Annotated in this window: 23 protein-coding genes and 43 tRNA genes; 9 read left to right on the forward strand and 57 right to left on the reverse strand. The window is 35.6% G+C overall.

What is annotated here, in order from left to right:
* Positions 1 to 13 precede the first annotated feature (13 nt).
* The 52 genes from CVD28_RS24595 to CVD28_RS24855 form a co-directional block, all read right to left on the reverse strand.
* Positions 14 to 1,198, reverse strand: coding sequence for a NupC/NupG family nucleoside CNT transporter (locus CVD28_RS24595; RefSeq protein ID WP_101597351.1), 1,185 nt, complete (start codon positions 1,196 to 1,198; stop codon positions 14 to 16).
* A gap of 374 nt (positions 1,199 to 1,572) precedes the next feature.
* Positions 1,573 to 2,847, reverse strand: a complete 1,275-nt coding sequence (locus CVD28_RS24600) for an acetyl-CoA hydrolase/transferase family protein (RefSeq protein WP_101597352.1) — start codon at positions 2,845 to 2,847, stop codon at positions 1,573 to 1,575.
* Positions 2,848 to 3,037: 190 nt separating this feature from the next.
* Positions 3,038 to 3,111, reverse strand: a tRNA-Gly gene (locus CVD28_RS24610).
* Between the two features lie 441 nt (positions 3,112 to 3,552).
* Positions 3,553 to 3,628: transfer RNA gene (locus CVD28_RS24615), tRNA-Phe, on the reverse strand.
* 168 nt (positions 3,629 to 3,796) lie between these two features.
* A tRNA-Ser gene (locus CVD28_RS24620) sits at positions 3,797 to 3,887 on the reverse strand.
* 1 nt (position 3,888) lies between these two features.
* Positions 3,889 to 3,975, reverse strand: a tRNA-Tyr gene (locus tag CVD28_RS24625).
* Between the two features lie 78 nt (positions 3,976 to 4,053).
* Positions 4,054 to 4,139: transfer RNA gene (locus CVD28_RS24630), tRNA-Tyr, on the reverse strand.
* Positions 4,140 to 4,199: 60 nt separating this feature from the next.
* Positions 4,200 to 4,274 (reverse strand) — tRNA-His (locus CVD28_RS24635).
* A 13-nt stretch (positions 4,275 to 4,287) separates the two neighbouring features.
* Positions 4,288 to 4,374 (reverse strand) — tRNA-Leu (locus CVD28_RS24640).
* Positions 4,375 to 4,566: 192 nt separating this feature from the next.
* A tRNA-Met gene (locus tag CVD28_RS24645) sits at positions 4,567 to 4,641 on the reverse strand.
* Between the two features lie 11 nt (positions 4,642 to 4,652).
* A tRNA-Asp gene (locus tag CVD28_RS24650) sits at positions 4,653 to 4,724 on the reverse strand.
* 5 nt (positions 4,725 to 4,729) lie between these two features.
* Positions 4,730 to 4,806 (reverse strand) — tRNA-Val (locus CVD28_RS24655).
* 1 nt (position 4,807) lies between these two features.
* Positions 4,808 to 4,884, reverse strand: a tRNA-Pro gene (locus CVD28_RS24660).
* Between the two features lie 5 nt (positions 4,885 to 4,889).
* A tRNA-Leu gene (locus tag CVD28_RS24665) sits at positions 4,890 to 4,974 on the reverse strand.
* 24 nt (positions 4,975 to 4,998) lie between these two features.
* Positions 4,999 to 5,076: transfer RNA gene (locus CVD28_RS24670), tRNA-Lys, on the reverse strand.
* 85 nt (positions 5,077 to 5,161) lie between these two features.
* Positions 5,162 to 5,235 (reverse strand) — tRNA-Lys (locus CVD28_RS24675).
* Positions 5,236 to 5,244: 9 nt separating this feature from the next.
* A tRNA-Met gene (locus CVD28_RS24680) sits at positions 5,245 to 5,320 on the reverse strand.
* A 33-nt stretch (positions 5,321 to 5,353) separates the two neighbouring features.
* Positions 5,354 to 5,785: a GatB/YqeY domain-containing protein gene (locus CVD28_RS24685; protein WP_101597353.1), complete on the reverse strand. Its 432-nt coding sequence runs from the start codon at positions 5,783 to 5,785 to the stop codon at positions 5,354 to 5,356.
* 113 nt (positions 5,786 to 5,898) lie between these two features.
* A tRNA-Ala gene (locus CVD28_RS24690) sits at positions 5,899 to 5,972 on the reverse strand.
* 89 nt (positions 5,973 to 6,061) lie between these two features.
* Positions 6,062 to 6,136: transfer RNA gene (locus CVD28_RS24695), tRNA-Glu, on the reverse strand.
* Between the two features lie 9 nt (positions 6,137 to 6,145).
* Positions 6,146 to 6,239, reverse strand: a tRNA-Ser gene (locus CVD28_RS24700).
* A 7-nt stretch (positions 6,240 to 6,246) separates the two neighbouring features.
* Positions 6,247 to 6,318: transfer RNA gene (locus CVD28_RS24705), tRNA-Arg, on the reverse strand.
* 5 nt (positions 6,319 to 6,323) lie between these two features.
* Positions 6,324 to 6,398, reverse strand: a tRNA-Glu gene (locus tag CVD28_RS24710).
* A gap of 5 nt (positions 6,399 to 6,403) precedes the next feature.
* Positions 6,404 to 6,477: transfer RNA gene (locus CVD28_RS24715), tRNA-Glu, on the reverse strand.
* A 379-nt stretch (positions 6,478 to 6,856) separates the two neighbouring features.
* Positions 6,857 to 7,105, reverse strand: a complete 249-nt coding sequence (locus tag CVD28_RS24725) for a YiaA/YiaB family inner membrane protein (protein ID WP_101597355.1) — start codon at positions 7,103 to 7,105, stop codon at positions 6,857 to 6,859.
* 61 nt (positions 7,106 to 7,166) lie between these two features.
* Positions 7,167 to 7,240: transfer RNA gene (locus CVD28_RS24730), tRNA-Ile, on the reverse strand.
* Positions 7,241 to 7,248: 8 nt separating this feature from the next.
* A tRNA-Leu gene (locus CVD28_RS24735) sits at positions 7,249 to 7,332 on the reverse strand.
* 29 nt (positions 7,333 to 7,361) lie between these two features.
* Entirely contained in the window at positions 7,362 to 7,871 is a 510-nt protein-coding gene (locus CVD28_RS24740; RefSeq protein ID WP_101597356.1) for a tryptophan transporter, read from the reverse strand.
* 47 nt (positions 7,872 to 7,918) lie between these two features.
* Positions 7,919 to 7,993, reverse strand: a tRNA-Gln gene (locus CVD28_RS24745).
* 13 nt (positions 7,994 to 8,006) lie between these two features.
* Positions 8,007 to 8,267, reverse strand: a complete 261-nt coding sequence (locus CVD28_RS24750; protein ID WP_101597357.1) for a hypothetical protein — start codon at positions 8,265 to 8,267, stop codon at positions 8,007 to 8,009.
* Positions 8,268 to 8,403: 136 nt separating this feature from the next.
* Positions 8,404 to 8,478 (reverse strand) — tRNA-Gln (locus CVD28_RS24755).
* Between the two features lie 98 nt (positions 8,479 to 8,576).
* A tRNA-Gly gene (locus tag CVD28_RS24760) sits at positions 8,577 to 8,647 on the reverse strand.
* A gap of 12 nt (positions 8,648 to 8,659) precedes the next feature.
* A tRNA-Trp gene (locus CVD28_RS24765) sits at positions 8,660 to 8,733 on the reverse strand.
* Position 8,734: 1 nt separating this feature from the next.
* Positions 8,735 to 8,813, reverse strand: a tRNA-Pro gene (locus tag CVD28_RS24770).
* 6 nt (positions 8,814 to 8,819) lie between these two features.
* Positions 8,820 to 8,894 (reverse strand) — tRNA-Asn (locus CVD28_RS24775).
* A gap of 6 nt (positions 8,895 to 8,900) precedes the next feature.
* Positions 8,901 to 8,975, reverse strand: a tRNA-Asn gene (locus tag CVD28_RS24780).
* A gap of 7 nt (positions 8,976 to 8,982) precedes the next feature.
* Positions 8,983 to 9,058, reverse strand: a tRNA-Thr gene (locus CVD28_RS24785).
* A 6-nt stretch (positions 9,059 to 9,064) separates the two neighbouring features.
* Positions 9,065 to 9,139, reverse strand: a tRNA-Asp gene (locus tag CVD28_RS24790).
* 9 nt (positions 9,140 to 9,148) lie between these two features.
* Positions 9,149 to 9,221: transfer RNA gene (locus CVD28_RS24795), tRNA-Phe, on the reverse strand.
* A 9-nt stretch (positions 9,222 to 9,230) separates the two neighbouring features.
* A tRNA-Thr gene (locus tag CVD28_RS24800) sits at positions 9,231 to 9,305 on the reverse strand.
* Between the two features lie 30 nt (positions 9,306 to 9,335).
* The gene (locus CVD28_RS24805) at positions 9,336 to 9,626 is read right to left on the reverse strand and encodes a hypothetical protein (protein ID WP_101597358.1); all 291 of its coding nucleotides are present in this window, start codon (positions 9,624 to 9,626) and stop codon (positions 9,336 to 9,338) included.
* Between the two features lie 158 nt (positions 9,627 to 9,784).
* Positions 9,785 to 9,855: transfer RNA gene (locus tag CVD28_RS24810), tRNA-Gly, on the reverse strand.
* A 127-nt stretch (positions 9,856 to 9,982) separates the two neighbouring features.
* A tRNA-Leu gene (locus CVD28_RS24815) sits at positions 9,983 to 10,067 on the reverse strand.
* An 82-nt stretch (positions 10,068 to 10,149) separates the two neighbouring features.
* Positions 10,150 to 10,223 (reverse strand) — tRNA-Trp (locus tag CVD28_RS24820).
* Position 10,224: 1 nt separating this feature from the next.
* Positions 10,225 to 10,301, reverse strand: a tRNA-Pro gene (locus tag CVD28_RS24825).
* Between the two features lie 5 nt (positions 10,302 to 10,306).
* Positions 10,307 to 10,381, reverse strand: a tRNA-Asn gene (locus CVD28_RS24830).
* Positions 10,382 to 10,403: 22 nt separating this feature from the next.
* Positions 10,404 to 10,480: transfer RNA gene (locus tag CVD28_RS24835), tRNA-Thr, on the reverse strand.
* 5 nt (positions 10,481 to 10,485) lie between these two features.
* A tRNA-Asp gene (locus CVD28_RS24840) sits at positions 10,486 to 10,560 on the reverse strand.
* Positions 10,561 to 10,573: 13 nt separating this feature from the next.
* On the reverse strand, positions 10,574 to 10,744 hold the full coding sequence (locus CVD28_RS28355) for a hypothetical protein (protein WP_180954304.1): 171 nt from the start codon (positions 10,742 to 10,744) through the stop codon (positions 10,574 to 10,576).
* A gap of 34 nt (positions 10,745 to 10,778) precedes the next feature.
* Positions 10,779 to 10,857 (reverse strand) — tRNA-Cys (locus CVD28_RS24845).
* A 6-nt stretch (positions 10,858 to 10,863) separates the two neighbouring features.
* Positions 10,864 to 10,955, reverse strand: a tRNA-Ser gene (locus CVD28_RS24850).
* Between the two features lie 464 nt (positions 10,956 to 11,419).
* Complete coding sequence (locus CVD28_RS24855; protein ID WP_101597359.1) at positions 11,420 to 11,848, reverse strand: hypothetical protein; 429 nt, start codon at positions 11,846 to 11,848, stop codon at positions 11,420 to 11,422.
* 230 nt (positions 11,849 to 12,078) lie between these two features.
* Between CVD28_RS24855 and CVD28_RS24860 the strand changes: the two genes are divergently transcribed.
* A complete protein-coding gene (locus CVD28_RS24860; protein WP_101597360.1) occupies positions 12,079 to 12,798 on the forward strand; it encodes a hypothetical protein in 720 nt (239 codons plus the stop codon).
* 22 nt (positions 12,799 to 12,820) lie between these two features.
* Entirely contained in the window at positions 12,821 to 13,453 is a 633-nt protein-coding gene (locus CVD28_RS24865; RefSeq protein WP_101597361.1) for a YfbR-like 5'-deoxynucleotidase, read from the forward strand.
* Between the two features lie 197 nt (positions 13,454 to 13,650).
* Here CVD28_RS24865 and CVD28_RS24870 read toward each other — a convergent pair whose 3' ends face one another.
* Positions 13,651 to 13,863 (reverse strand): hypothetical protein, encoded by a 213-nt coding sequence (locus CVD28_RS24870; RefSeq protein ID WP_101597362.1) that lies wholly within the window; start codon positions 13,861 to 13,863, stop codon positions 13,651 to 13,653.
* A gap of 53 nt (positions 13,864 to 13,916) precedes the next feature.
* Positions 13,917 to 14,303, reverse strand: coding sequence for a hypothetical protein (locus tag CVD28_RS24875; RefSeq protein WP_101597363.1), 387 nt, complete (start codon positions 14,301 to 14,303; stop codon positions 13,917 to 13,919).
* A gap of 375 nt (positions 14,304 to 14,678) precedes the next feature.
* On the opposite strand from CVD28_RS24875, the gene CVD28_RS24880 reads away from it, so the two are divergent.
* The 7 genes from CVD28_RS24880 (at position 14,679) to CVD28_RS24910 (ending at position 19,666) form a co-directional block, all read left to right on the forward strand.
* Complete coding sequence (locus CVD28_RS24880; RefSeq protein ID WP_101597364.1) at positions 14,679 to 15,236, forward strand: HNH endonuclease; 558 nt, start codon at positions 14,679 to 14,681, stop codon at positions 15,234 to 15,236.
* A gap of 76 nt (positions 15,237 to 15,312) precedes the next feature.
* Positions 15,313 to 16,275 (forward strand): CPBP family intramembrane glutamic endopeptidase, encoded by a 963-nt coding sequence (locus tag CVD28_RS24885; RefSeq protein WP_180954305.1) that lies wholly within the window; start codon positions 15,313 to 15,315, stop codon positions 16,273 to 16,275.
* Positions 16,276 to 16,466: 191 nt separating this feature from the next.
* On the forward strand, positions 16,467 to 17,201 hold the full coding sequence (locus CVD28_RS24890; RefSeq protein WP_101597380.1) for a hypothetical protein: 735 nt from the start codon (positions 16,467 to 16,469) through the stop codon (positions 17,199 to 17,201).
* Positions 17,202 to 17,222: 21 nt separating this feature from the next.
* Positions 17,223 to 17,786 (forward strand): signal peptidase I, encoded by a 564-nt coding sequence (gene lepB, locus CVD28_RS24895; protein WP_101597366.1) that lies wholly within the window; start codon positions 17,223 to 17,225, stop codon positions 17,784 to 17,786.
* 72 nt (positions 17,787 to 17,858) lie between these two features.
* Positions 17,859 to 18,554 (forward strand): hypothetical protein, encoded by a 696-nt coding sequence (locus CVD28_RS24900; RefSeq protein WP_101597367.1) that lies wholly within the window; start codon positions 17,859 to 17,861, stop codon positions 18,552 to 18,554.
* Between the two features lie 178 nt (positions 18,555 to 18,732).
* Positions 18,733 to 19,017 (forward strand): hypothetical protein, encoded by a 285-nt coding sequence (locus CVD28_RS24905; RefSeq protein WP_101597368.1) that lies wholly within the window; start codon positions 18,733 to 18,735, stop codon positions 19,015 to 19,017.
* 133 nt (positions 19,018 to 19,150) lie between these two features.
* Entirely contained in the window at positions 19,151 to 19,666 is a 516-nt protein-coding gene (locus tag CVD28_RS24910) for a hypothetical protein (protein WP_101597369.1), read from the forward strand.
* Between the two features lie 63 nt (positions 19,667 to 19,729).
* Here the strand turns inward: CVD28_RS24910 and CVD28_RS24915 are convergent, their stop codons facing one another.
* The 3 genes from CVD28_RS24915 to ligA form a co-directional block, all read right to left on the reverse strand.
* On the reverse strand, positions 19,730 to 20,302 hold the full coding sequence (locus tag CVD28_RS24915) for a hypothetical protein (protein ID WP_101597370.1): 573 nt from the start codon (positions 20,300 to 20,302) through the stop codon (positions 19,730 to 19,732).
* Positions 20,303 to 20,439: 137 nt separating this feature from the next.
* Entirely contained in the window at positions 20,440 to 21,132 is a 693-nt protein-coding gene (locus CVD28_RS24920; RefSeq protein WP_101597371.1) for a hypothetical protein, read from the reverse strand.
* A gap of 60 nt (positions 21,133 to 21,192) precedes the next feature.
* Positions 21,193 to 23,241: an NAD-dependent DNA ligase LigA gene (ligA, locus tag CVD28_RS24925; RefSeq protein WP_257985972.1), complete on the reverse strand. Its 2,049-nt coding sequence runs from the start codon at positions 23,239 to 23,241 to the stop codon at positions 21,193 to 21,195.
* Positions 23,242 to 23,295: the final 54 nt, after the last annotated feature.

Raw genomic sequence — 23,295 nt, forward strand, 5'->3', positions numbered from 1 at the left:
TTTTTTTATCTTCTTACATAAATAATCCTACAATTGTTGCAGAAAGAGCAGAAGACATCGTTGCAACTAATAACATTTTTAGTCCAAAGCTGGATACTTCTTTTGCCTTTTCTCCATTTATTGCTTGAATTGAACCTGATATAATCCCAATCGAACCAAAGGCCGCAAAACTAATTAAGAACGTAGAAATAATTCCAACAGTTCTATCAGAAAGGGTTTCGATTAATGGTTGAAATTGCATGATTGCCACAAATTCATTGGCTACCAATTTTGTACCCATAATTGAACCAGCAGTAACCATTTCACTTGCAGGAACACCCATTAAAAAGGCAATTGGGGCAAATACATAACCCATAATAGTGTTTAAATCAAAACCTAATAGACCGTTTAAAACTCCATTAATAAGAGCTAAAAGACCAATATAGGCAATCAACATAGCAGATACGATTAACACTACTTTTCCACCATCAAGTGCTCCAATTCCAATGGCATCAAAGATGTTTTTGGATTGAACAATATCTTTAATGTCAATTTCCTTTTCTTTAATGTCTTTCCCAATTGGTGCTACAATAGAAGCCATAATCAATGCACTAAACATATTTAAAATCATTGCAACTAATACATATTTAGCTGGAAGCATGGTCATATAAGCTCCAACGATAGAAGCAGATACAGAAGCCATTGCAGATGTAGATACAATAAAAAGGCGGTTTTTATCGAGTGTATCTAACTGTGATTTAATCGCTAAAATCGACTCACTTTGCCCGAAGAAAATACTATTGACTGCATTAAAGCTCTCGACTGTTGGTAATCCTGTTACTTTTGATAAAAGACCACCAATATATTTAATGACCAGAGGCAGAATTCGTAAATGAGTTAGGATAGAGAGAAGGGTAGAAGTAAAGACAATAATCAATAAGACATTTACGAAAAAGGGTGATTGTCCTTCGGGTATCCATCCTCCAACGACAAAGTTAATTCCTTCCGTTCCATAACTAATGACTTTTGAGAAACCATTGGATATGACCTCAATTAGTTTAAGACCACCTTTTGTATTTAAAAGAAGCCATGTAATAATGACCTGTAAAAGAATCATAATACCTACTGCTTTAAAATTAATTTGTTTCTTGTTGTTGGACATAAGCCAAGCAAGACCAATAAAGACTACTATACCTATTATTCCTATCAATATGTTCATCTAAGATGTGTCACTCCTTTTGTTTTTTTGACATAATAGTATGATACTGTTTATTTAGACTATAGTCAATGACTATTAGTTCATTTATCCTATGGAAACCAAGATATTTTTCCCTCAACATCCATAAAATACCGATTAATAAAGGGGAATTTGGGTATAATCCATCTATGAGTTTTTTTAAATCATTTCTATAAATAGTTGGAAATCTTATATAATAATAAAGCATAAGGTCAACTTATGAAAATAAGCAAATCCTTTGTTTATAAAATACGAAAAAAACCAATGAGCAGGAACAATTGCGTTCTTTTTCATTGGTTTTTCCATATACGACTTCCACTAAAGCTCTATATCAGATAAAAATATGATTTATTTCTTTAAAGAATGAAGCCATTTTGTTTCGCTTCAAAACGTAACTGGTCTCTAAATTGAGGGTGAGCAATACGAATCAATTCTTTCGCACGTTCATCCAAGGATTTGTATTTCAATTCAGCTATTCCGAATTCAGTTACTACATAATCCACATCATTTTTAGAAGTGGTCACAATAGAGTTAGGAATTAATCGTGGTTGTATTCTTGAGATTGTCCCACCTTTGGCGGTAGAAGGCATACAAATAAAACTTTTTCCGTTTTTAGCAAAACGTGAACCTGTAACAAAGTCTACTTGACCACCAGTTCCACTATATAGCTTTCCACCTATTGTTTCAGAAGCACATTGTCCGTAAAAATCTATTTCCGTTGTAGCATTAATAGAAACGATATTATCTTCTTGTGCAATGATTCTTGGGTCATTTGTTTTATCAACCCCTAAAAGCCATATAGATTCATTTTTATGAATAAAATCATAAAGGTTTTTTGTTCCATAAGCGAACGTACCTACAATTTTTCCTTTATAATTGTTTTTGTTAAGACCGTCAATAACTCCTAATTTACTTAATTCAACGATACCATCAGTAATCATTTCCGTATGAACCCCTAAATTTCTATGCTGTTTTAAGAAGCTCATGACTGCATTAGGAATTCCACCAATTCCGATTTGAAGGGTAGAACCGTTCTCAATATACTCAATCATATGCCCTGCCACTTGTTTATCCAATTCAGAAATAGGAGCAGGAGTTAATTCACTTAATGGGTAATCGACTTCAATATAAGCGGTTACTTGGTTAATATGAATTTTATTTTCTCCAAATGTTTGAGGCATTTGTTTGTTTACTTCCAAAATAAAAGGGACATTCCCAATCATGCTCGATACATAGTCTGCTTGTGTTCCTAACGTAAAGTAACCATTTTCATCTATTGGTGAGGCAACAGCCATGACCAAAGGTTTCTTTGTTGTTTGTTTTAAAACAGTAGGCATTTGATGGAAGTGACAAGGAACAAAACGACAACCACCTTTTTGAAAGGCTTTTCGTGTAGCTGGGCTTAAAAAGTAGGAAATGTGTTCTAAATGTTCTTTGTATTTTCCATACATATAGTTACGTTCTTTTAAAGCTAATATTTGATGAACCTTTACTCCTTTTAATTGCTTAAACTCTTCTTCTAATAAATCTAAAAGAACAGTAGGTTCTCCATTACTTAAAGGGAGAATAATATCTGTTTCTTCCTGAATAAAGTTTAAAATTTCATGTTTGTTTATTTGTTTTGACTGCATAAATAGTTAATTCCTCCTTGCCTTGATAGTCTTACTTGATGTTAAAAAAGACAAAAACCAATGAGTAGGAACAAAAGTTCTTTTTCATTGGTTTATTATCTATGTCGCCAATGGGAGTCGAACCCATACGCCTTTCGGCACTACCCCCTCAAGATAGCGTGTCTGCCTGTTCCACCATAGCGACTTAATTTGGAGCGGTTGAAGGGAATCGAACCCTCACTATCTGCTTGGAAGGCAGGAGTTCTACCATTAAACTACAACCGCATATAGAGGAATGTCGGAATCGAACCGACCTAACACCATGTACTTCCTTTGGATACGCTGTCCCATTTAGAAGCGGAGGACTCGAACCATCCTTCTCTATGTATTCACATAGCCACCCAAACTGTATTCCTCACAATAATATTATTAAATCAACAGGAGGAATCCACATTCCTTAGACGATAATCGACTATCGCACTCCTGCGAGTACCAAGCCAATCTGTTCCCACAACTTAGTCTTATAAGACAATCCGCAGAGTCGAACTGCATACTATTGGTGATTGCTCCAGTTCATTCAACAATGATGTAATTTTGGAGCGGTGGGAGAGAATTGAACTCTCTTTGAGCCAGGGAGCATCAGCTATGAGCCAGAAGGAGCTACCTTCTTAATGGCTTGGCATCTATGGATTCAGTGTCATTACCAGTACACTTACACACCGCATATGGTCGGACAGGCTGGAATCGAACCAGCGACACCAGGAGCTTCAATCCTGTGCTCTACCAACTGAGCTACTGTCCGTAATGGATATAGGGAAAAGGAAGTAAGACGGACAGGTTTATTTAACAGATAAATGTAGTCTTACCAGCACCCCATATGTAATTTTTTATAAATAATAGAGAAAGAATAATAAGACAGTCTTGTTCATTTGCAGTGAATGTAGTCTTATCAGCACCCCATTAATATGTATGGCAGAGGAGATGGGATTTGAACCCACGCCAGAACATTGTCCTGCTACTTGATTTCCAATCAAGCCCCTTGACCGCTTGGGTACTCCTCTATGGTGGGTAGGGAGAGATTTGAACTCCCAATGTATCTTACGTCATAGTTTTACAGACTACTTGCTTCACCAGTTTGCATACCTACCCAAATGAATTAAAATAATGAACTTTACATTGTTTTTCTCGTCACTACTCGTTGTGACACACTTTATTTTAAAATTATTATGGTGGAGAGAGAGGGATTTGAACCCCCGAAACCTTACGGTGACAGATTTACAGTCTGTTGCGTTTAACCACTTCGCTACCTCTCCATGTATATAGTAATTATACCTACTTTTGTTGACTATTGTCAATATAAAAGTAAAATTTTTTGGGGTGAACAGAGGGAATCGAACCCTCACTTTCAGAACCACAATCTGACGTACTAACCGTTATACTATGAACACCATTTTATTATTTTGGTGTCGGAGGTGGGACTCGAACCCACACGCCACAAAGGACACAGGAGCCTAAATCCTGCACGTCTGCCAATTCCGTCACTCCGACATATTTATATTTTATTAAGCAGGGGCTTAAAGGAGTCGAACCCATACTTCTGCTTTCCCAAGAAACTATCTATTTCGTGCATGTCATGTCAAGTTTCCTTTCTTCCTTTTCTGAAAAATATGCACATTTCTCTTCCAACTTAGAAATAAAGGTATAAGCAACGTACTTCCTATTATACGAAAGCCCCATAATTGGTTTCAGGGGAGGGAGTCGAACCCTCAATCTCTGGATAATGAGTCCAGCGTTTTACCATTACACTACCCTGCAATAATAATAGACGATGGATAGGGGAATTGAACCCCTGTTTCTCGGTAGACAGCCGAGTGTAATAACCATTATACGAATCCACCATAATTGGTAGGGAATATCCGATTTGAACGGATGACCTCTTGGATGTAAGCCAAGTGCTCTAACCAACTGAGCTAATCCCCTATGGTCAAGATAGCAGGACTTGAACCTGCGACCCCTGCATCCCAAATGCAGTGCTCTACCAAACTGAGCTATATCTTGATAGTTGGTGTCGAAAGAGGGAGTCGAACCCTCACGCCCGAAGGCAATAGATTTTGAGTCTATCGTGTCTGCCAATTCCACCATTTCGACATCATGTTAGGTATTAAAATTTATTGGTGGGACTGGAAGGATTTGAACCTTCGACCCTCCGATTAAAAGTCGGATGCTCTAAAACCACTGAGCTACAGTCCCGAATATTACTACTTGCGTGGGAGTTCACCCACCGTTGTCGATTTACAGTCGTTGTCGCCATTTGCAGTGAACAAGTAGTAATTAATGGGTGTAGAAGGACTTGAACCTTCGACTCCCTGATTAAAAGTCAGGTGCTCTAACCAACTGAGCTATACACCCAAAATAATATGGTGGGTATGGTAGGACTTGAACCTACGACCATCTGATTATGATTCAGACACTCTACCAACTGAGCTACACACCCATTTTTAGGAAAGGGAACAAGTCCCTTTCATGATTACGCCAAGCGTTGTTTAATGAGTTGAGATAGAAGACCGTTGTCCACTTTACCATTCAATGCTGGTTTTGCGATTTTCATGGCTTCTCCCATTGTCATTCCTTTTTGAACACCAAGCGTATCCAATTCTTTTTCAATTTCTTCTTTTGATAGTTGTTTTGGCAAGTAGGCTTCGATAATTTCAATCTTTGCTTTTTCTTGCTCTACAATATCTGGTCGATTTGCTTTTTCAGCTTCAGCCAAAGATTGTTTTGTTTGCTTCAACTCACGCTGAACAATTGCCAATTCTTCTGCTTCTGTTAGTTCAGAACGCTTTTCTTTTTCTGCACTTGTTAGTCCAGCTTTGATAAGAGTAAGAACTCCTTTTTTCAGCGTTTCTTTGTTACGCATAGCATTTTTCAAATCTTCCATAATCCGTTTTTGCAACGTCATATTATTTACCTTCTTTCTGGTATGTAGTGTATCTATCACTTACTTCATAATATACTACATTTAATTTTTTGTCAAGTATTTTTTACAAAATTACTTTTTAGTATTTATTGGATTGGTGGAGCATGAGAGAATCGAACTCTCAAATTCGACTTGCAAAGCCGATGTTATCCCATTTAACTAATGCCCCATTGGTTGCAGAGAGGGGAATCGAACCCCTCTTGTAAGGATATGAGCCTCACCAGACTAATCCAAGCCTTGCCCTCTGCTATAATAAGATGGTAGCGTGTGAGGGAATCGAACCCTCGATATTCGGTAGAAAGCCGAATGTCTTAACCACTTGACCAACACGCCAAAATAATATGGAGGAGAGTAGGAGACTCGAACTCCTAAGCCGAGCTACTAACTCGACACGCTGGTTTTCAAGACCAGTGCCTTACCATTAGGCTAACTCTCCATATAAACGCCCTCTAAAGGATTTGAACCTCTTCTAAATGTTCCGTAGACATTCGTGCTATCCGTTACACTAAGAGGGCATGATTGGTAGGGTATGTGGGAATCGAACCCACGTTATCCGATAGAAAGTCGGATGTCTTAGCCACTTGACCAATACCCCATAATTGGTGACACGTAGGGGAGTCGAACCCCTGATTTCGCATAGAAAGTGCGATGTCTTACCGCTTGACCAACGTGCCAAATTTTACTTGTTTCTTTTTTTTATTAATTTTGTTACATTAGATTTCGGAGTCCAGCAATCAAAAGAGTAATGTGTTTTGGTATCAAACCCTAATCGTTTACAGCGATAAGTCATACCGTTTTTCTCTCTCTTTGCTTCAAAATGGATACAGGTTGCACAACAATGGTACTTATTTGTTTCCATACATAACTCCTTTCTAATCTAATCATATTGGTAAAGCCTACCTTACGGTGAATGAATCCGTCAGAGCTTTTTTCCAGCTTGTGTTTTCCTATTTTTCTACCATTCTTTTAAGAAAAAAGTTACACTTTGCGAACCAGCTATGTTATGTAGTGATAAGGCTGATTAAAAATTCAGCATCTTATCAACTCAACTCATTATTCATTATCTTTGTTGCGAAATGGGAAGTTTGACCCACCACCTTCGCCTCTATCTTCTTCGTTATCACGAACAACTTTAGATAATACGAAAGCAGAATAAACAGCCCAAATGAAAATCCCTGCATAATAGCCTTTCTCTACTAACACCCACTCCGTATTCCAAATGGCTATAAGGAAGAACCCAACTGCCAAAATGAATGAAGCCCATGATAGAAAAGTAAATGCTGTAGTATTACGTTTTTTCAAATAATTTCACCTCCTTTCGCTATGTACAAGCATTGGTATTACTAATGCGAAAGGTATGTAGTGGGAGAAAGAGGACTTGAACCTCCGACCTCACCCTTATCAGGGGTGTGCTCTAACCAACTGAGCTATTCTCCCATATCAAATGCAGGAAGGGGGAGTCGAACCCCCACGTTCCGAAGAACAACGGATTTTAAGTCCGTTACGTCTGCCAGTTCCGTCACTCCTACATGTATAAATTTATTAAAATGAATGTGCTTTAACTTTTATTTGTTTGTTTGTTAATTCGTAAAACAATTGGATAAATAACACCCATAACCAATGAATTGACCACTGCTGTTGGAAGAACTACTGCACTAAACAAAGCGATAAATGGTGCTGGTAATTCAGACATTAGTAATGCACTTCCTAAGAAAATGCTTCCGCTCACGATTGTTCCAACAAACGTAAATGCCAATGTAACGAATGGCTTGTCTTTATATTTTTTCATGGTAAGAACCAGAATAAAAAATACAAGGGCTGTTATACCTTTATCAACAATATTCGGAATTTGTCCTGCAGGAAATGTAGTTGTAAATGCTGATAATAGACCAGCGACACTTCCTAATAAAAATACATGCTTGATAGAAGGGAAGGCTAAAATCCCGACAAACATCATGACCAGAAAAATATCTGGTTTCATACCGAAGAAAAATCCTGGTATAACTGCATGTAGTACAAATCCTAATCCCATTAATAAGGACATAAAGACTAAATCTCTTGTTTTCAACTCAACTTCACTCACCTTTCTATTCTCAACTTGTCTAATCTAAACTTTGGCTGGAGGGGTAGGGGTCGAACCTACGATGACTGGATTCAAAGTCCAGTGCCTTACCACTTGGCTACCCCCCAATAATAGAGGAAATTAATCCTCTAAAATATAATGAGTTAGTTGATAATGAGCTTGTATTTGCTTTACTTTGTCTTTATGAGAAAGTTCGTCATATGATTTTCTTCGACACATTGGACAGGAGCAATGGATTTTACCTTTCGCTAATTGTCCTTTTCTTCTTTCCTCATAGATTTCATTGGCTTCTTTTGCTCCAAAGCGTTTTTTCTGAATTTGATACTTACGCTTTATTGCTCTTTCTCTTTGTTCACGATAATATCCACGATTTCTTTTCACTTTTACTCTCTCCTTGACTGTATTTACAAAGCCTGTAAAGAAGTTCAAGGAATGTTTCATCCCTTACAGGCAATGTATGATTTCAAGGAAAGAAATCAACATTGTGTTCAAAGCTATCATCCTTTCATGGATAATTTGGTTGGGGAGGAAGGGGTCGAACCTTCGCATCCTGGAGTCAAAGTCCAGAGCCTTACCACTTGGCTACTCCCCAATAGTGAGGCTTCTAATAAGATGTTTTTCACCTTATTACGGGGTTGCCTCTTGCCCTAATCTGTTTATCAGTTCTTCACCGAAGGGACTTTCACCCAAAGCGGATGAAGGGAATCGAACCCTCACCGACTGGTTGGAAGCCAGTCATTCTACCGTTAAACTACATCCGCATAAATCATATTTGGCAGGGGCAGTAGGAGTTGAACCCACATCTTCGGTTTTGGAGACCGACATTCTACCATTGAACTATACCCCTATGGTCGGGAAGACAGGACTTGAACCTGCGACCCCACGCTCCCAAAGCGTGTGCTCTAAACCAAACTGAGCTACTTCCCGATAATTTGGCTCTGGTAGTAGGACTCGAACCTACAACATTTGCATTAACAGTGCAACGCTCTACCATTGAGCTATACCAGAATAATTTGGCTCAGAAGGTGGGACTCGAACCCACAACCCCTCGATTAACAGTCGAGTTCTCTACCATTGAGATACTTCTGAATAATGTTGGTGCTGGAAATAGGATTTGAACCTACAACCCCCTGATTACAAGTCAGGTGCTCTGCCAATTGAGCTATTCCAGCATATTTTGGCGATGGATAGGGGAATTGAACCCCTGTTTCTCGGTAGACAGCCGAGTGTAATGACCATTATACGAATCCGCCAGATAGGAATGGCAACAGTTGGAATCGAACCAACGACACAAGGATTTTCAGTCCTCTGCTCTACCGTCTGAGCTATGATGCCATAATAGAATGGTGCTGGATACAAGAATTGAACTTGTCTTACTGGCTTACCATGCCAGTGTAATAACCACTATACGAATCCAGCATTTCAGAGAGGGGAGAGAATCCCCTCCATTTACTTACGTCTGTAACATTTTTGCCAATCGTTTTCATCTGTGTAAAATGAATATTTGGCAACACCATTGTCTACTTCTTTTTGATGGGCTTCTTGGTCTTTTTTGAAAGACTGATAGGAATAGTAGCTGATATGGTCATGAATGTCATAAGGATTGAATACTCTTCGGTACGCTTTTCCATTGGCTAATTCATGCTTGTATCGTCTCACCTTTCGGTTAGCGAATTTTTTTGCCTCTTTTCCTGAATGTCCATCTGTAACGACTGGTGTTTTTTTGTAACTTCTACTCATATTCTAAATACCTCCTTTTTTATGGTACTTAGAAAACTGCTTCTTTTCTTACTCTCACACATATCATCCTTTCTTTGATTTGATAAAGAAAAATATGTTTCACTCAAAGGTATTAAGGAGACACCTAAACCTTTAGATTGCGATTTATGAGTGGCATAAGCGGATAGTGGGAATCGAACCCACGCCCTCTGGTTGGAAGCCAGAAATTCTACCGCTAAACTATATCCGCATAATACAGGGCAAATGCCCCAAATTCAGATTTGTACAGAAATGTACTGGACTTGAAGCCCAAACAAACCATGTGTTGCAAATTAGTACAACTCAATGTACAGGACTTGAAGCCCCAAAATAGAATTTGGTATGGGAAGAGGGACTTGAACCCTCACGCCCGAAGGCAACGGATTTTAAGTCCGTTGTGTCTGCCGATTCCACCATTCCCACATAATGGTCGGAGGTACGGAATTGAACCGTAAAGCAAGTAGCGACCAAGCGTGTTTACCATTAACACTACTCTCCGATAATTTGGCAGGGGTAGCAGGACTTGAACCCACACTGACGGTTTTGGAGACCGTAGTTCTACCGTTAAACTATACCCCTATGGTCAAGATAGCAGGACTTGAACCTACGACCCCTGCATCCCAAATGCAGTGCTCTACCAAACTGAGCTATATCTTGAAATTTGGCTCTGGTAGTAGGACTCGAACCTACAACATTTGCATTAACAGTGCAACGCTCTACCATTGAGCTATACCAGAATAATAGAATAATAGAATAATATGGTGCTGGATAGCGGAATCGAACCACTAACCCCCTGATTACAAGTCAGGTGCTCTACCTAATTGAGCTAATCCAGCATATTTGGCGATGGATAGGGGAATTGAACCCCTGTTTCTCGGTAGACAGCCGAGTGTAATGACCATTATACGAATCCACCATATTTAGCAGATTTACATCTGCAAAAGTGCTTCATTGATTTCAGCGTCAGCTTCACGTTTTTCAATCATGCGTCTTGTTCGCTTAATCAGTTGTTTATCTATTTTCTTTGCTTTCTTGTAAGGAATATCAATGTACCTTCCCATAATCATTTCAGATTGTATTCTTGAAGATTTTGTTTTCATAACCGACATTCCTTTCAGCTATCAAGTTTTAATTTGGAGCAAGTGACAGGATTTGAACCTGCGACAAGTGGGGTTGCAATCCACTCCCTTAAACCAGACTTGGGTACACTTGCATATTATGGCGGAGAGGATGGGACTCGAACCCACAAGAGAAGTTACTCACTCCTCGACAGATTAGCAGTCTGTTCACTTACCATTAGTGTACCTCTCCATGAAAAAAAGGGAATTGCTCCGAAGAACAATCCCCTTTATGTATCGTCACGATAATTTAAATCGAGTGATATACAAAAAGTTTAGATGATGATACACCTGTTCTTCGTTTTATGTTTTGAGCGTTTGAAATTATAGCCATGATTAAATAACCCTTGGCATTCAGGGTTTGCCCAACTATTTGATTGTGTTGTTAATGTATCAATTGTTAGTTTTAACATGGTTTCATTTCCTCGCTTTCTTTTTTAAAATTTTGTTTGTTTTTGTTTTCTATATTCAATATATCATGACTATAGACTATTGTCAACACTTTTATTCCAAAAAAATGTTTGATATTGGTTTGATATGAAAAATTATCTAATCTCAAAGGATAATTTTGTTATATACAAAGATATTTTAAACTATTCCAAATGTCAAGAACTTTTTTGGATTAATATGTATAAGGAGGGAAAAATCCCTCTTTTATTAAGCTACTTCAATGCGTACAGGTAGTTTTAGAATGTTGGTATGAAAGACTTTAATTGTGCTTTCAGGCTGAATAGAAGGCTTGAAAGGTAAGATAAATTCCACGACATCTTTTTTTCCTTCAACATCTAAGAAGATAATCCACTTTCCGCTTTCTTCTTTTTCAGGGAACAAATCTAATACTTTTCCTTCTGTATGACTAATTACATTTTTGTGATAGTCAATAAGGTCTTTTTTGCATTTATTGATATTTGGTAGAGCCAATGCTCCAATTACGACAAAGTACATCGCCCAAATATAATAGCTTGGTCCCGCATTTTGAGCTAAAAACGCTACACCAACTGCAATTACTACGGAAACGAATAGTAAAAGTTGGCTTGTTTTTAATCTTTTTTTGATAGTGTTTTCAATCTGTTGATGAAATTCCAACAATTTTCCCTCCTTTATAAATGTATAAGTTGAATTGAATTAGCTCAATGATAAAACAAATGGATAGACTTGTGAACAACCTTATGGTCGAATAGGGTTTTATCTCTATTTATATAATACTATTATCCACTCGATTTTATTTAATGTAAATTAATTTTTACACCATTGTAAAATCATTATAGTGTGGTATAATAGATGTACAAAACTTTTTTGTGAGGTGATAAAATCGAATGAAGTTCGACAATGTACTTATAGAAGCAATAAATAAGACAAATCAATACATTGCTTTGTTTATGAATTTAGAAGAAAATCCAGAGTGGATTTTAACGGAATTGTTTTCGGGAGAAAGTGACAATCTTCTAACACGTATTATTGAAAGTTCACAGGAACTAACTGGTGAATATGCAGAAGTTCATGACTTGCAAGATGAACTTTACAAAATATTGATTCCTTATCTTGAAACGCTAATAAAAGGAATGAGTTTGGTTTATGATGCGGAAAATTATCCAGCTCCTATTCAAATCTTTGAAGGAGAACGTGAAATTGGGTGGATTAATATTTATGAAAAAACCTTCACCATTATTCCGCATGAAGACTTAAGGCAGGAATTAAACTATTTGCGTGAATTAGAGAAGGAATACAACCAAAATACAGAAGAAATCGCTAAGTTTGAAAGGTATCAATCGAATCCTATGGAATATGGCGATACGACAATGAAAAAAATCAATATCATGTTTAGACAAAATCACTTTAATAAAGAAATCAAAGAGAAATATCAGGGTCTAATTGAAAATTCAATGGAACTGGAACAAAACATTATCTCTCAAAAACTTCGTGTAGAAAGAACACAAGAAGGTGTATTGCCTTATGAAGAAATGCAGTACGATATTGCTAACATTTTTAGAGATAACTATAAATACGAAGTAAAACGACAAGAAGACGAAAACTAATCGTTAAAAGGAGAGAAATAACATGTCTTTAGGTACGTATATCTACAAAATGAGAGGTCTTATGAATTTAAAAAGGTATCAAAACTTGTTCCTGTTTAAGCAACGAAGCGTAGCGGAACATTCTTGGTCTGTTAGTAAGATTGCTCATTATCTTGGGAAGCTGGAAAATGACAAATTTGGGAATCCAGTAGATATGGGAGTATTGTTGCAAAAGGGTTTGTTTCATGACGATATTGAACTATACACTGGTGATATTCTATCTCACACCAAAAGAATGTCGAAGCTAATGAAAAAAGCTGTGACTCAAGTAGAAAATATGGCGTTTGAAAATAATTTCACAAAAATCATTCCTTCTGAATGGCAAAATGATTACAAATCTCATATTCTTCATGCAAAAGATGGAACATTAGAAGGTGATATTCTCCATGCTTCTGATATTATAGATACTATTTTAGAATCTGTAGAAGAAATTAAATTAGGAAATCGTGAAGACTTTGATGGCATTTTAGTAGAAGTAACTGAAAAGCTATTGGAAATGGATTTACTAAGTGTCAAATACTTCTTAAAATACGATTTAGAAAAATTCGGATTGGATATTCAACCTCATTATGGAGATAAGGTGTATGAGTATATCCAGTCTATCGAAAATGTTTAATCTCAAAAAGACGACCAGTTAAGGAAGTGGATGAATGTATCCATTTCCTTTTTGTTTATTAATCAAAATTGCAAGATTAAAACAATGGCACTATCATTCTACTTACAAATAATCATGTCCAAGATAATAAAAAAGAGGGGTCGAATTGACCTCTCTCTTTTTCTTTATAAACAGATAGAGCTTAATAACAAAATCCATTACTCTACCCATTCATATTTTCCATTTACAATCTTTAATTCTCCTAATCCTGTTACATGTACATTTTCTACATCAGCTAACCTTACAGGTATAGAATTAATACCACCTTCGTTAAGATAAATTAGCTGTCTATCTAAATCTATTTCAGTGAAGGAATGATGAAATCCACTAATTTTATATAGACAACTTGTTAAATGTTTTTTGAATGTCATAAGTGTATATACCCCTTTTAAAGAATAAATGATTTTGTTTATCTACTATTGATTCAATCTTCTATTTCTTCATAGAAAAATGTCCAAATAGGAAATCCACTTGAAACATTGCAACCCTCCATAATGGCTGTTAGTTTGATTTCTTTGTTTAGATATTTACTTAGGAATGTTTCAATTTCTTTTGGATTTCTATTATAGAAATATTGACCTGTATTTCCCCAAATCTCCATACAGCAATCTCCAAATTTATTGTAATCCCATTGTAAAAGTCTATCGGAATAAACTACATGACTTTTATCTTTCTGATAATCTTCTTTCCATACAACAAAAGAATCATAACTATACGGATAATCTTCTTTTGTTTTCTTTACAGGATTTCCGTTTAAATCCATATATCTTGACATCATAAAAACTCTTCCGTACTTATCCACTTTTAACATAAAAAATCCTCCCTTGTATCAAATCACTTTGTTACGTATTTTAAATAAAATTCCTTTTATATGACTACTCCTACATTATAAACAATTCCCTCCTGAAAAATTTTCCACAAAATAAAAAATCCCTTATAAAAGGGATTCATTCCTGAAGAAAGTATATCTGAATATGACTGTTGGAGAGGTCGTCATATGCCATCGTTATCCCATAGGGGGTGATTGTTTCAACGCTTAATTGCGTTTCATCGGTCAGCCATTACGGAAGACTCTTGTTCAACGATTGCCAAGTGATAATCCATTCTTCTCACTACTATTGTTATTATTATAGTCATTTCCTTTGACTATATTCAATTACAACATGATAAAAGAAGGAGGAATTATATGAAAACACGATTGAATGTACCGAAAGAATATGAAGCTCTTGCGTTAGAGTGGGGAGCAAAATACGATGGCAGAATGAAAAGTTTTTATGTACCAGAAGACCAAATTATTTCCGTTTTCAATCCTTTCATTCCTTTGACAGTAGAACTTGTGCCTTCCTCTAATTGGGAGCATAATGTGCGTTCTGAAATGAAAGATGAATGGGACAATATCCGTAGAGCTTGTTATCGAAAAGCTGGTTACAAATGTGAAATATGTGGGGGAGTAGGAGAGAAACACCCTGTTGAAGCTCATGAAAAATGGTCATATAACATGGAAACGCATGTTCAGAAGTTAGAACGAATTATTGCCCTTTGTCCAAATTGTCACAAAACACAGCATTGGGGTTATGCCTTGATACATGGACTTGAACCTATTGTTAGAGGTCATATCAAAAAGATAAACCGTTGGAAAGATGAAGACGTGGACAAGTATATCAATGAAGCATTTGCCTTATTTGATTATCGTAGTCGAATTAACTGGACATTGGATTTGTCATCCTTGAAAGGTAAGGAATGATAGAGCAACTATGATATAGAAGTTGTCGTTTAGCTTTTTTATGATAGATAAAAAGAATAGAAGAGAGAGGTGGAGAATGAAACCATTTGACTTAATTAAAACGAATCAATTGTATTTTTGGGTGAGTTTATACTTTTTAGTAGGAAGTTTAGGACTATCCATGATAGACCTATCGATGAATATGTATATCTTGCTGAACGGTCTTTTATTAGTAGGTGTTCCAGCTCTTTTTGTAGCTTATCGCTACAAAGGAGAAAAAGGTTTCAAAGAGTTTGTTCGTCTTAATCCTGTTAGTTTTAAAACAATATTGTATAGCGTTATGATTCTTATTTCTGTTTATCCGATTATCATGCTATCTAATGCGTTGATGATGATAATTCTTCCAGAAATACCAACAGAATTAAACAATCAAAAGTCCTTTGTTGCAATTGCAGTAGGGTTTCAAATTATTGGATTGGGTCTATTCCCTGGATTCTTTGAAGAGTTGTTATTTAGAGGTGTCTTACTAAGAGGAGTAGAGAATCGAAATAAACAGTTTGCTATTATCTATATTGCTTTCTTATTTAGTTTATTGCATTTGAATCCCTATAACTTTATGGGTCCTTTCATTCTTGGGATTGTTTTTGGTTACATGGTTTATGCAACGAACTCCATTATCCCTTCCATGATTGCACATATGACTAATAATTTAATGGCAGTTGGATTGCTTTTTGTTTCAACCAAACTACAAACACTATTACCAGAAGAAGAATCTCTCTCTGCAGAATCAATAGATGTATCAATGACAGATATACCAATGGCATCTATCATTCTGTCAGGCTTTATGCTACTTGGTTTAGCTTATGGCTCTTTTCGTCTAACCAGATTCTTATTGCGAAAATTGAAAGAAGAAAATGAACAAAAAGTGAAAGAAAACAGGGGAATAGAAAATGTTAAAGAACCAGTTGTCTTTACAAAAAAAGAAAGAAGGAGCTTCTTCTATATCTTCCCAATGGTCGCAATATTTATTTGTATTCTGTGTTATGCGGTAATGACATGATAAAAGAAAGTCTCTTTTTGAAAGGGGCTTTTTTTATTGTTCTATTGGTTTTAAAAGGAGTCCTGAAAATGGTTTTTTTCATTTACTATAGAACACGATAATAAGCGTAATTAAGCAGGATAGAACGTATTATGTATAGAAAAATCATTTTTGAATGGTTTATAATTAAATTTGTGAAGGAGGAGACTTTTTTGATTTTTGATGATTTTAAAATAAACAATCGAGTGCAAATAGAAAGCGAAAATGAAGACCCAACTTTACGCAATGTAAAAGGAATTGTTTTGGAAATTAGTTCAAATACCATTGTAATCGTAACAGATTTTGGACAATTATTAGAAATTAACGCAAGTAAAATCTTAAGTGTGACGAAAATTTCCTTTGATAAGATTGTGTCTGACGCTTTAACGGAATTAAAAAACCATTTCAATGAAATTTATGAATTGGAAATGAAGCTAAAGGCGGTAAGAGAAAATGAATCAGCTTTGGTCGCTAATTTATTTGATGCCAATTTCTTGTCAAAGTTCAATATTGTTGGAGCAAAAAACCGATTAGATAATTCAATTGAGAAAGAACTATTAACATTTTCCAAGGATACACTTACTTTTAAGGCGTATTTCTTATCAAATCCAAACAATCAAATTGAAATTTATATCAAGGTATTTAATAGCTTTGAATATTACAATTTAGATGAAATTGGAGACGTTGATAAAATCATTCGTGTTCACGCACCTAATGTAAAAGATGTTATTCAAAAATCTTTTAGCTTTGATACAAAAGTAGAAGAATTGGATAAAAAGGTGATTCATGAAAAGGATAGTTATTACAATGTTTTAACGGAATATCGAATGAAAGTAGATGTATCACAAGATAATTTCTTAGAAGTTCGTGAAGAAATTAAAAAAGGGCTAATAAAGTTGAGAAAATAGCTTAAATAGAGGAGGGAGCAGATGCAATTGCTTAGAAAAAAGAAGAATCAGCCAGAAGAACCCCAAGAAGCAAAGACAGCTTTGCAAGAATTAAAAGAATGGGGAAAAGTCATCATTTTATCCTTCCTGATTGCCTTCCTTCTTACCAGTATAGTGAAACCTACATTGGTCATTGGTCATTCAATGGACAATACTCTCCATGACAAAGATTACCTACTTGTGAACCGCTTGGCGTACAAAGGTGACGCAAAACCACAATACAAAGATATTGTTGTCTTCGATACAGATTTAGCAGGACATAAAGTTCTGATTAAACGTGTAATTGGAGAAGAAGGAGATAAAGTAAAAGTTGAGAATGGAAAAGTATATGTAAACGGAGAATTGCTAAAAGAACATTACATTGGTGGACAAGAAACCATTGGTTCAATTGATGCAGTCGTTCCGAAAGGGAAAGTATTTGTAATGGGAGATAATCGAAACAACAGCTTAGATAGCCGATTTGAAGAAGTTGGCATGGTTGATGAATCTAAAATTATTGGAAAAATTTTCACTCGTGTTTTCCCATTCGATAAAATTGACGAATAAGCCTACTGGAATTATTTTTAACCGCATTTATTTATAGAATATAAGACAAATTAGCAAAGGAGGTATGGTATAGTGAATCGAATCAACCAGAAAGGGATGGAACTCATTCAATATAAGAAAGAGTTATCCAAAGATTACCCTGACCTGATTAAAAACTCTCTTGTATTAGCATTAGAGCAAATGGTTGAAAATAAGGTTTTGGACTTAGATACGTACATGAATATCAAAGATGAATCGTTCCTTGATACAGACTTTGGAAAGTATCTGTTGACGAAACCATCCTTCACAAAAACTGAAGAAGAAATCTTTAAGGAATTTGAAGTCCTACGAAAGATTTTAGATGGTAAATTAACAGAGCATCATGCAGAAGGGTTGAAAACCGAAAGTATCATTGATAAAGACGTGATTTTGATTACACGCAAATTCTGTATTAATGAAGCCTTCACCATGTCTTACTTCGGTGTCGATGAAAAGGACTTATTAAAATTAATGAAACGAAGAGGTTTTGTTGAGAAATTTGCAGTTCTTCGCTTAACCGCTATTTTCAAAGAGTTAATGACTAAAGTAACTTATCCAGAGGAGTTATTCACCCTTGACGTATCTCTTGTTTATTTTGACAAAGATGAAAATGGATACAGCATTGACTTAACCTTTGAGGTCAACATTGAAGATGTGGAATCACAAAAGAACTTAGATGCTATTTGTGAACACATTAATAACATCAAGAAAGAAGCAGAAGACTTCTATCATACAAAAACAGTCTTCTAAAAGAGGGGAATTCCCCCTCTTTTTTTTGTAAAAAATTATTCAAAGAAAATAGAGGTAAAAAATAGTAAAACGCTGTAACCCTTGATATGAAAGGGTTTATGTTATACTTTCGACTAAAATCGACTTTAATAAAGAGAAGATTTCGTAATCTAACACAGAAAGAGGAGGGAACAAGGTTTTGATTTTTGAACTTTTCGCAAAAATAATCATTTATATAACCAAAGCGTGTTTTAAAGCATTAATCGTAGGCGTTTTGCTTTTCTTAGTTGTCTACAATACAAATGTTGGAGGAAGCATGGATGTTATTAAAGAAAAATACTATTCGGTTACTGGTAGCGAATTATCCCCAAGTGACGTTTTAGTGGACTTGGAAGACCAAGTAGATGATTCTGTGAACAATATTGAAGGTGTATCAAAAATGTTTGACCAACAAGGGTTAGTAAACCCGAACAGTCAGCAGTAAAGAAAGAGAAGTGGATAGATGACGACTATCCTCTTTTTATTTTGAATGAAAAATTACATATAATAAAGAAATCGAAAAAAAAGGAAAGTTTTTTACTTATTTATGAACTTTGAGAAGAAAAGGGGAAAAGAACATGGTTAAATTAGGGAGCAATGTAGCTCTTTGTTGTGGAGCGGATTCTTTAGAAGTAATAGGAACTGGTGGTTTGGGCGTTGAAGTAGGGAAAAAAAATCAATGGCACAACCTATATGTTTGTAAGAAATGCAAAAAGGTTTTTTATGAATTGGCTGATTTTGGTGATGTTGTACAACTTTTCTATAGCAAAAAGGGTACAAGGGAATACCAAAAAGAATTAGTGGAGCAAGACCAAAGAAGAAAAGAGAACCCTGGTTATTTTGGTGTGATAACAAAAATGGTAAAAGTGAATGTTTTTGTACCAGTAAGAGGGGGAATCAAAATCGGAATCAAAACATTGAAAGGCTATCGTTCTTTCTGGTTTGATTTTGTATTAGAAGATTTAGATATGGCAACATATGAAGATTTCTTGCGTTGGGGATTTGAAAACATTTCTGAATGGGATGTTTCTCATATCAAAACCATTTATAAGAGAGAAGTGAAAAAATTAAAACAGGAAGAAAAAGTAGCATAAACACAAAGAGAAGAACCAGTCTTACAAAAAGATTGGTTCTTTTTTACGTAATAAGATAACAAATTACTTTGTAGCTTCAACCTCTATGACATTACCGTTTTCATCAAGAACTTTAGTCTTTGAAGGGTCTAACTCAGAATTAACGATTTTCCATTTCCCATCGATTAATTCCAATGTTAGGGTGTAAGTAGCCATATTATTTGTATATCCCAATCCTTCTGCAATAGATTTGGCAATATATTTTTGAACTACTTCTACTTTAGCATAATTGTCTACTCTTTCAATCACATCAGCGGATAGAACCTCATAATCTAAATCATAATTCTTAAAAACAGCATTCATAAGTTTTAGATTGTACTCATAGGTTTCATTATTTGGAAAAGTAAAAGTCTCCATATACTTTTGTGAATTTTCTTCTTCAGCGTATTTAATATTGTCTAAAACCACTTGCTTAATTTGATTTTCTACTTCTAATGCTTTTTCCAGTTCAGTCTTTTGGGCTTTAGTATTTTTTACGACCTCTTGTAATTCAGGTGCTTTTTCTTTACTTTGTTCAGTTGTTTTCTCTTCTGCACACCCAACTAAAGCAACGCTAACTGCAGTTGATAATAAAAATAATGACATTGTTTTCTTCATATTTTTCCTCCCATTCCTTCAATAATCATAACTTTATATTTTAGATAAAAAGAAAGCGGATTAATCGGAAAAACATAGTAAGGATTAGCATAATAAAAAAGAACCACCTGTTAAAAGGGGTTCTGATTCTAACACGATTATTCGATTCCAATACGAGCCATTTCTTCTTGGAGTTTACTTCTACCCTCTAAATTATCTCCATCTCTCATGTAAGCAGGATGTTTAGGGAATTTTTCTGTTAGTTGATTGAAAATCTTTCTTGAATTATCTATCGTATCAGGAGAGCCTACATAAAAAAAGGATTCCAATACTTGTCCCACGATGATTTGCTGACTATTTAAAGGCATTTCTCGTATGACTTGTTTTACTGCTAATGCTGATTTTTTACGCCAATCAGGGTCATTGTAATCAACAGGGAATTTCTTTGTAGCTTCGATAAAAATATTTTCCTTTAACGAATCAACAATGCTAACACCAGCCTCATGTTCCACTACTATCCAGGCATGATGTTTTGGCATATCTCCTGCTTTAAAAATCCAACCAGAAAAATAATGAGCTTTCACTCCTAATTTCTCTCCGATTTGTCTAATTTTTTCAGAATTGCTATAACACATCCCCATTGGCAATTCAATTTGATTAATAGCGTTTAGAAACAATTCATTTTGATAAGGGACAGTGGTCTCCGTTGTAAAAACACCCAAATTCTTTTTGCTGGACAAAGGAAACATCTTGCTTGGGATTTTGTATTTTGATTTGTCGTTTACGGTAAAAAAGATTTCTCTTTCTTTTGGTTTTACCTCAACATTCGTAATACGAATCATGTCTGACATATGTTTATTCCTCCTATTATGTAAAAGCTCCCCCTCAAAAGAAGGGGAGCAATAAGTTGATTAAAGTTCAATTCCGAATTTAGATTTAAACGTATCTTCACTTAAAATTTCAGTTCCTAACTCTATGGCTTTTTGATGTTTAGAAGAACCTTCTTCACCTTCACCCATTAGAAGATAGTTTGTTTTCTTACTAACCGAACCACTTGCTTTTCCACCTAATGATTCAATTAGGGATTTAAACTCACTTCTACCAATAGAGAATTTACCAGTAATAACGAATGTCAATCCTTCAAGTGTTGTTCCAGCAGGAGCACCTTGGAATTCGCTTTCCATTTTAAAGCCAACCGCTTGAAGGTCACGAATCAATTCAATATTCTTTTCATTCGTGAAGAAATCAATCATTGTAGCAGTCATTGTATCTCCAAAGTCATTAATGGAACGTACTTTTGCTTCAAATTCTGGAAGATTCTTGGATAATTCAATGATTTCATCCATGTTCTTAAATACTTTAGAAACGTCTTTAGAAGCAGTTTCTCCAATATTACGAATAGATAGGGAATAGATAACACGATGAAGCGGAGCTTTCTTCGATTCTTCAATTCCTTTAATCATTTTATCAAATGATTTTTTTCCAAAACCTTCAATGCTTGTAATTTCTTCTTCTTTATCTTGTAAGCGGAAAATATCAGAGAAGTTGGAAATAAATCCTTTCTCGATAAACATTTTAACCGTTTCTTTTCCGATACCGTCAATGTTCAATGTCTTTCTACTTACAAAGTGAATAAGTTTACCTTCTAATTGTGGCTTACAATCAATGCCTGTACAGTATAGGTTTTCCCCAATCCATTCAGTAGGTGAACCACATGCAGGACAATGAGCAGGAGGCACAATGACCTCTTCATTTCCTGTTCGTAATTCTTTAATGCTTTGAACTACTTGTGGGATAACGTCATTTGCTCTTGCAACTACAATGGTATCGCCAATACGAATATCTTTACCCATACGTGTTTTTCCACTAACCACATATTCCTTATCGCCTATGTTATTAAAATTATGAAGGGTAGCACGTCTAATTTCAACCCCTTCAATATTTACCATATCAAATTCGGCAACAGGAGTGATTTGTCCAGTTTTTCCGACTTGATTAACAGTGCGTTGAAGTTTGGTTGTCGCTTCAAGAGATTCAAACTTAAAAGCACAACCCCAACGTGGAAACTTGTTGGTATAACCTAATTCTTCACGTACAGCTAAATCATCAAACTTCAGAACCAATCCGTCAATTGCATAAGGAAGATTTTTTCTGTGTTTTTCAGAGAAAGTTGTACAAAATTCAATTAAGGCTTCAATACCTTCTTCTGTATTTTCAAATACTTCGTAAGGAACGACATTGAATCCTAATGCCTTCATAAACTCTAATTGTTCCACATCATTTTCAAACTCTTTTCCGTCTGCAGACACCAAATCAAATGCAACAACACGAATGTTACGTTCTTTTGCTACATTTGCATCTAATTGTCGAACTGTTCCAGAAGCAAGGTTACGAGTCGTTGCGTATTCACCATCCATATTGATACGTTCAAAATCTTCAAACGTAATAACCGCTTCTGCTCGAATTTCTAAACGACCAAGGAAAGGAATATGTTTTGGTACGTCTACACTTGTAGAAATCGTGTGTAAAACGTCTTCTCCCACATAGCCATCGCCTCTTGTCACTGCAGAAACTCTACGACCATTTTCATACGTTAAAACAATCGTTAAACCATCCAGCTTCAATTGAGCCAAGATACGACTAACAGATTTCTTAACAAATTTGATAATATCTTCGGCTGTATGCACTTTATCTTGTGAAAGCATTGGTGTCGTATGAGTGACTTTTTTCAAACTGTCTACAATCACCGTTACAATACGTTGAGTAGGAGATTCAGATGTTACAAATGTTGGATGCTTTAATTCTAATTGAACCAACTCATGATAGATTTTGTCATACTCTGAATCAGAAATAATTGGTTTGTTTTGCTCATATAAAGCATCATGCTTTGCGACTTCTTCCTGCAAGAATAAAATACGTGCTTCTGCTTCTTCGATATTCATTACGTTAATTGGTTGCATACTAAAATTCCTCCTAAGATAAGTTCTTTCCTTTTTAATTTCATTTCAATGATA

Origin of the sequence: Bacillus sp. M6-12, assembly GCF_002860285.1 — a bacterium.
In the GTDB taxonomy this organism is placed as follows: Bacteria; Bacillota; Bacilli; order Bacillales; family DSM-1321; genus Peribacillus.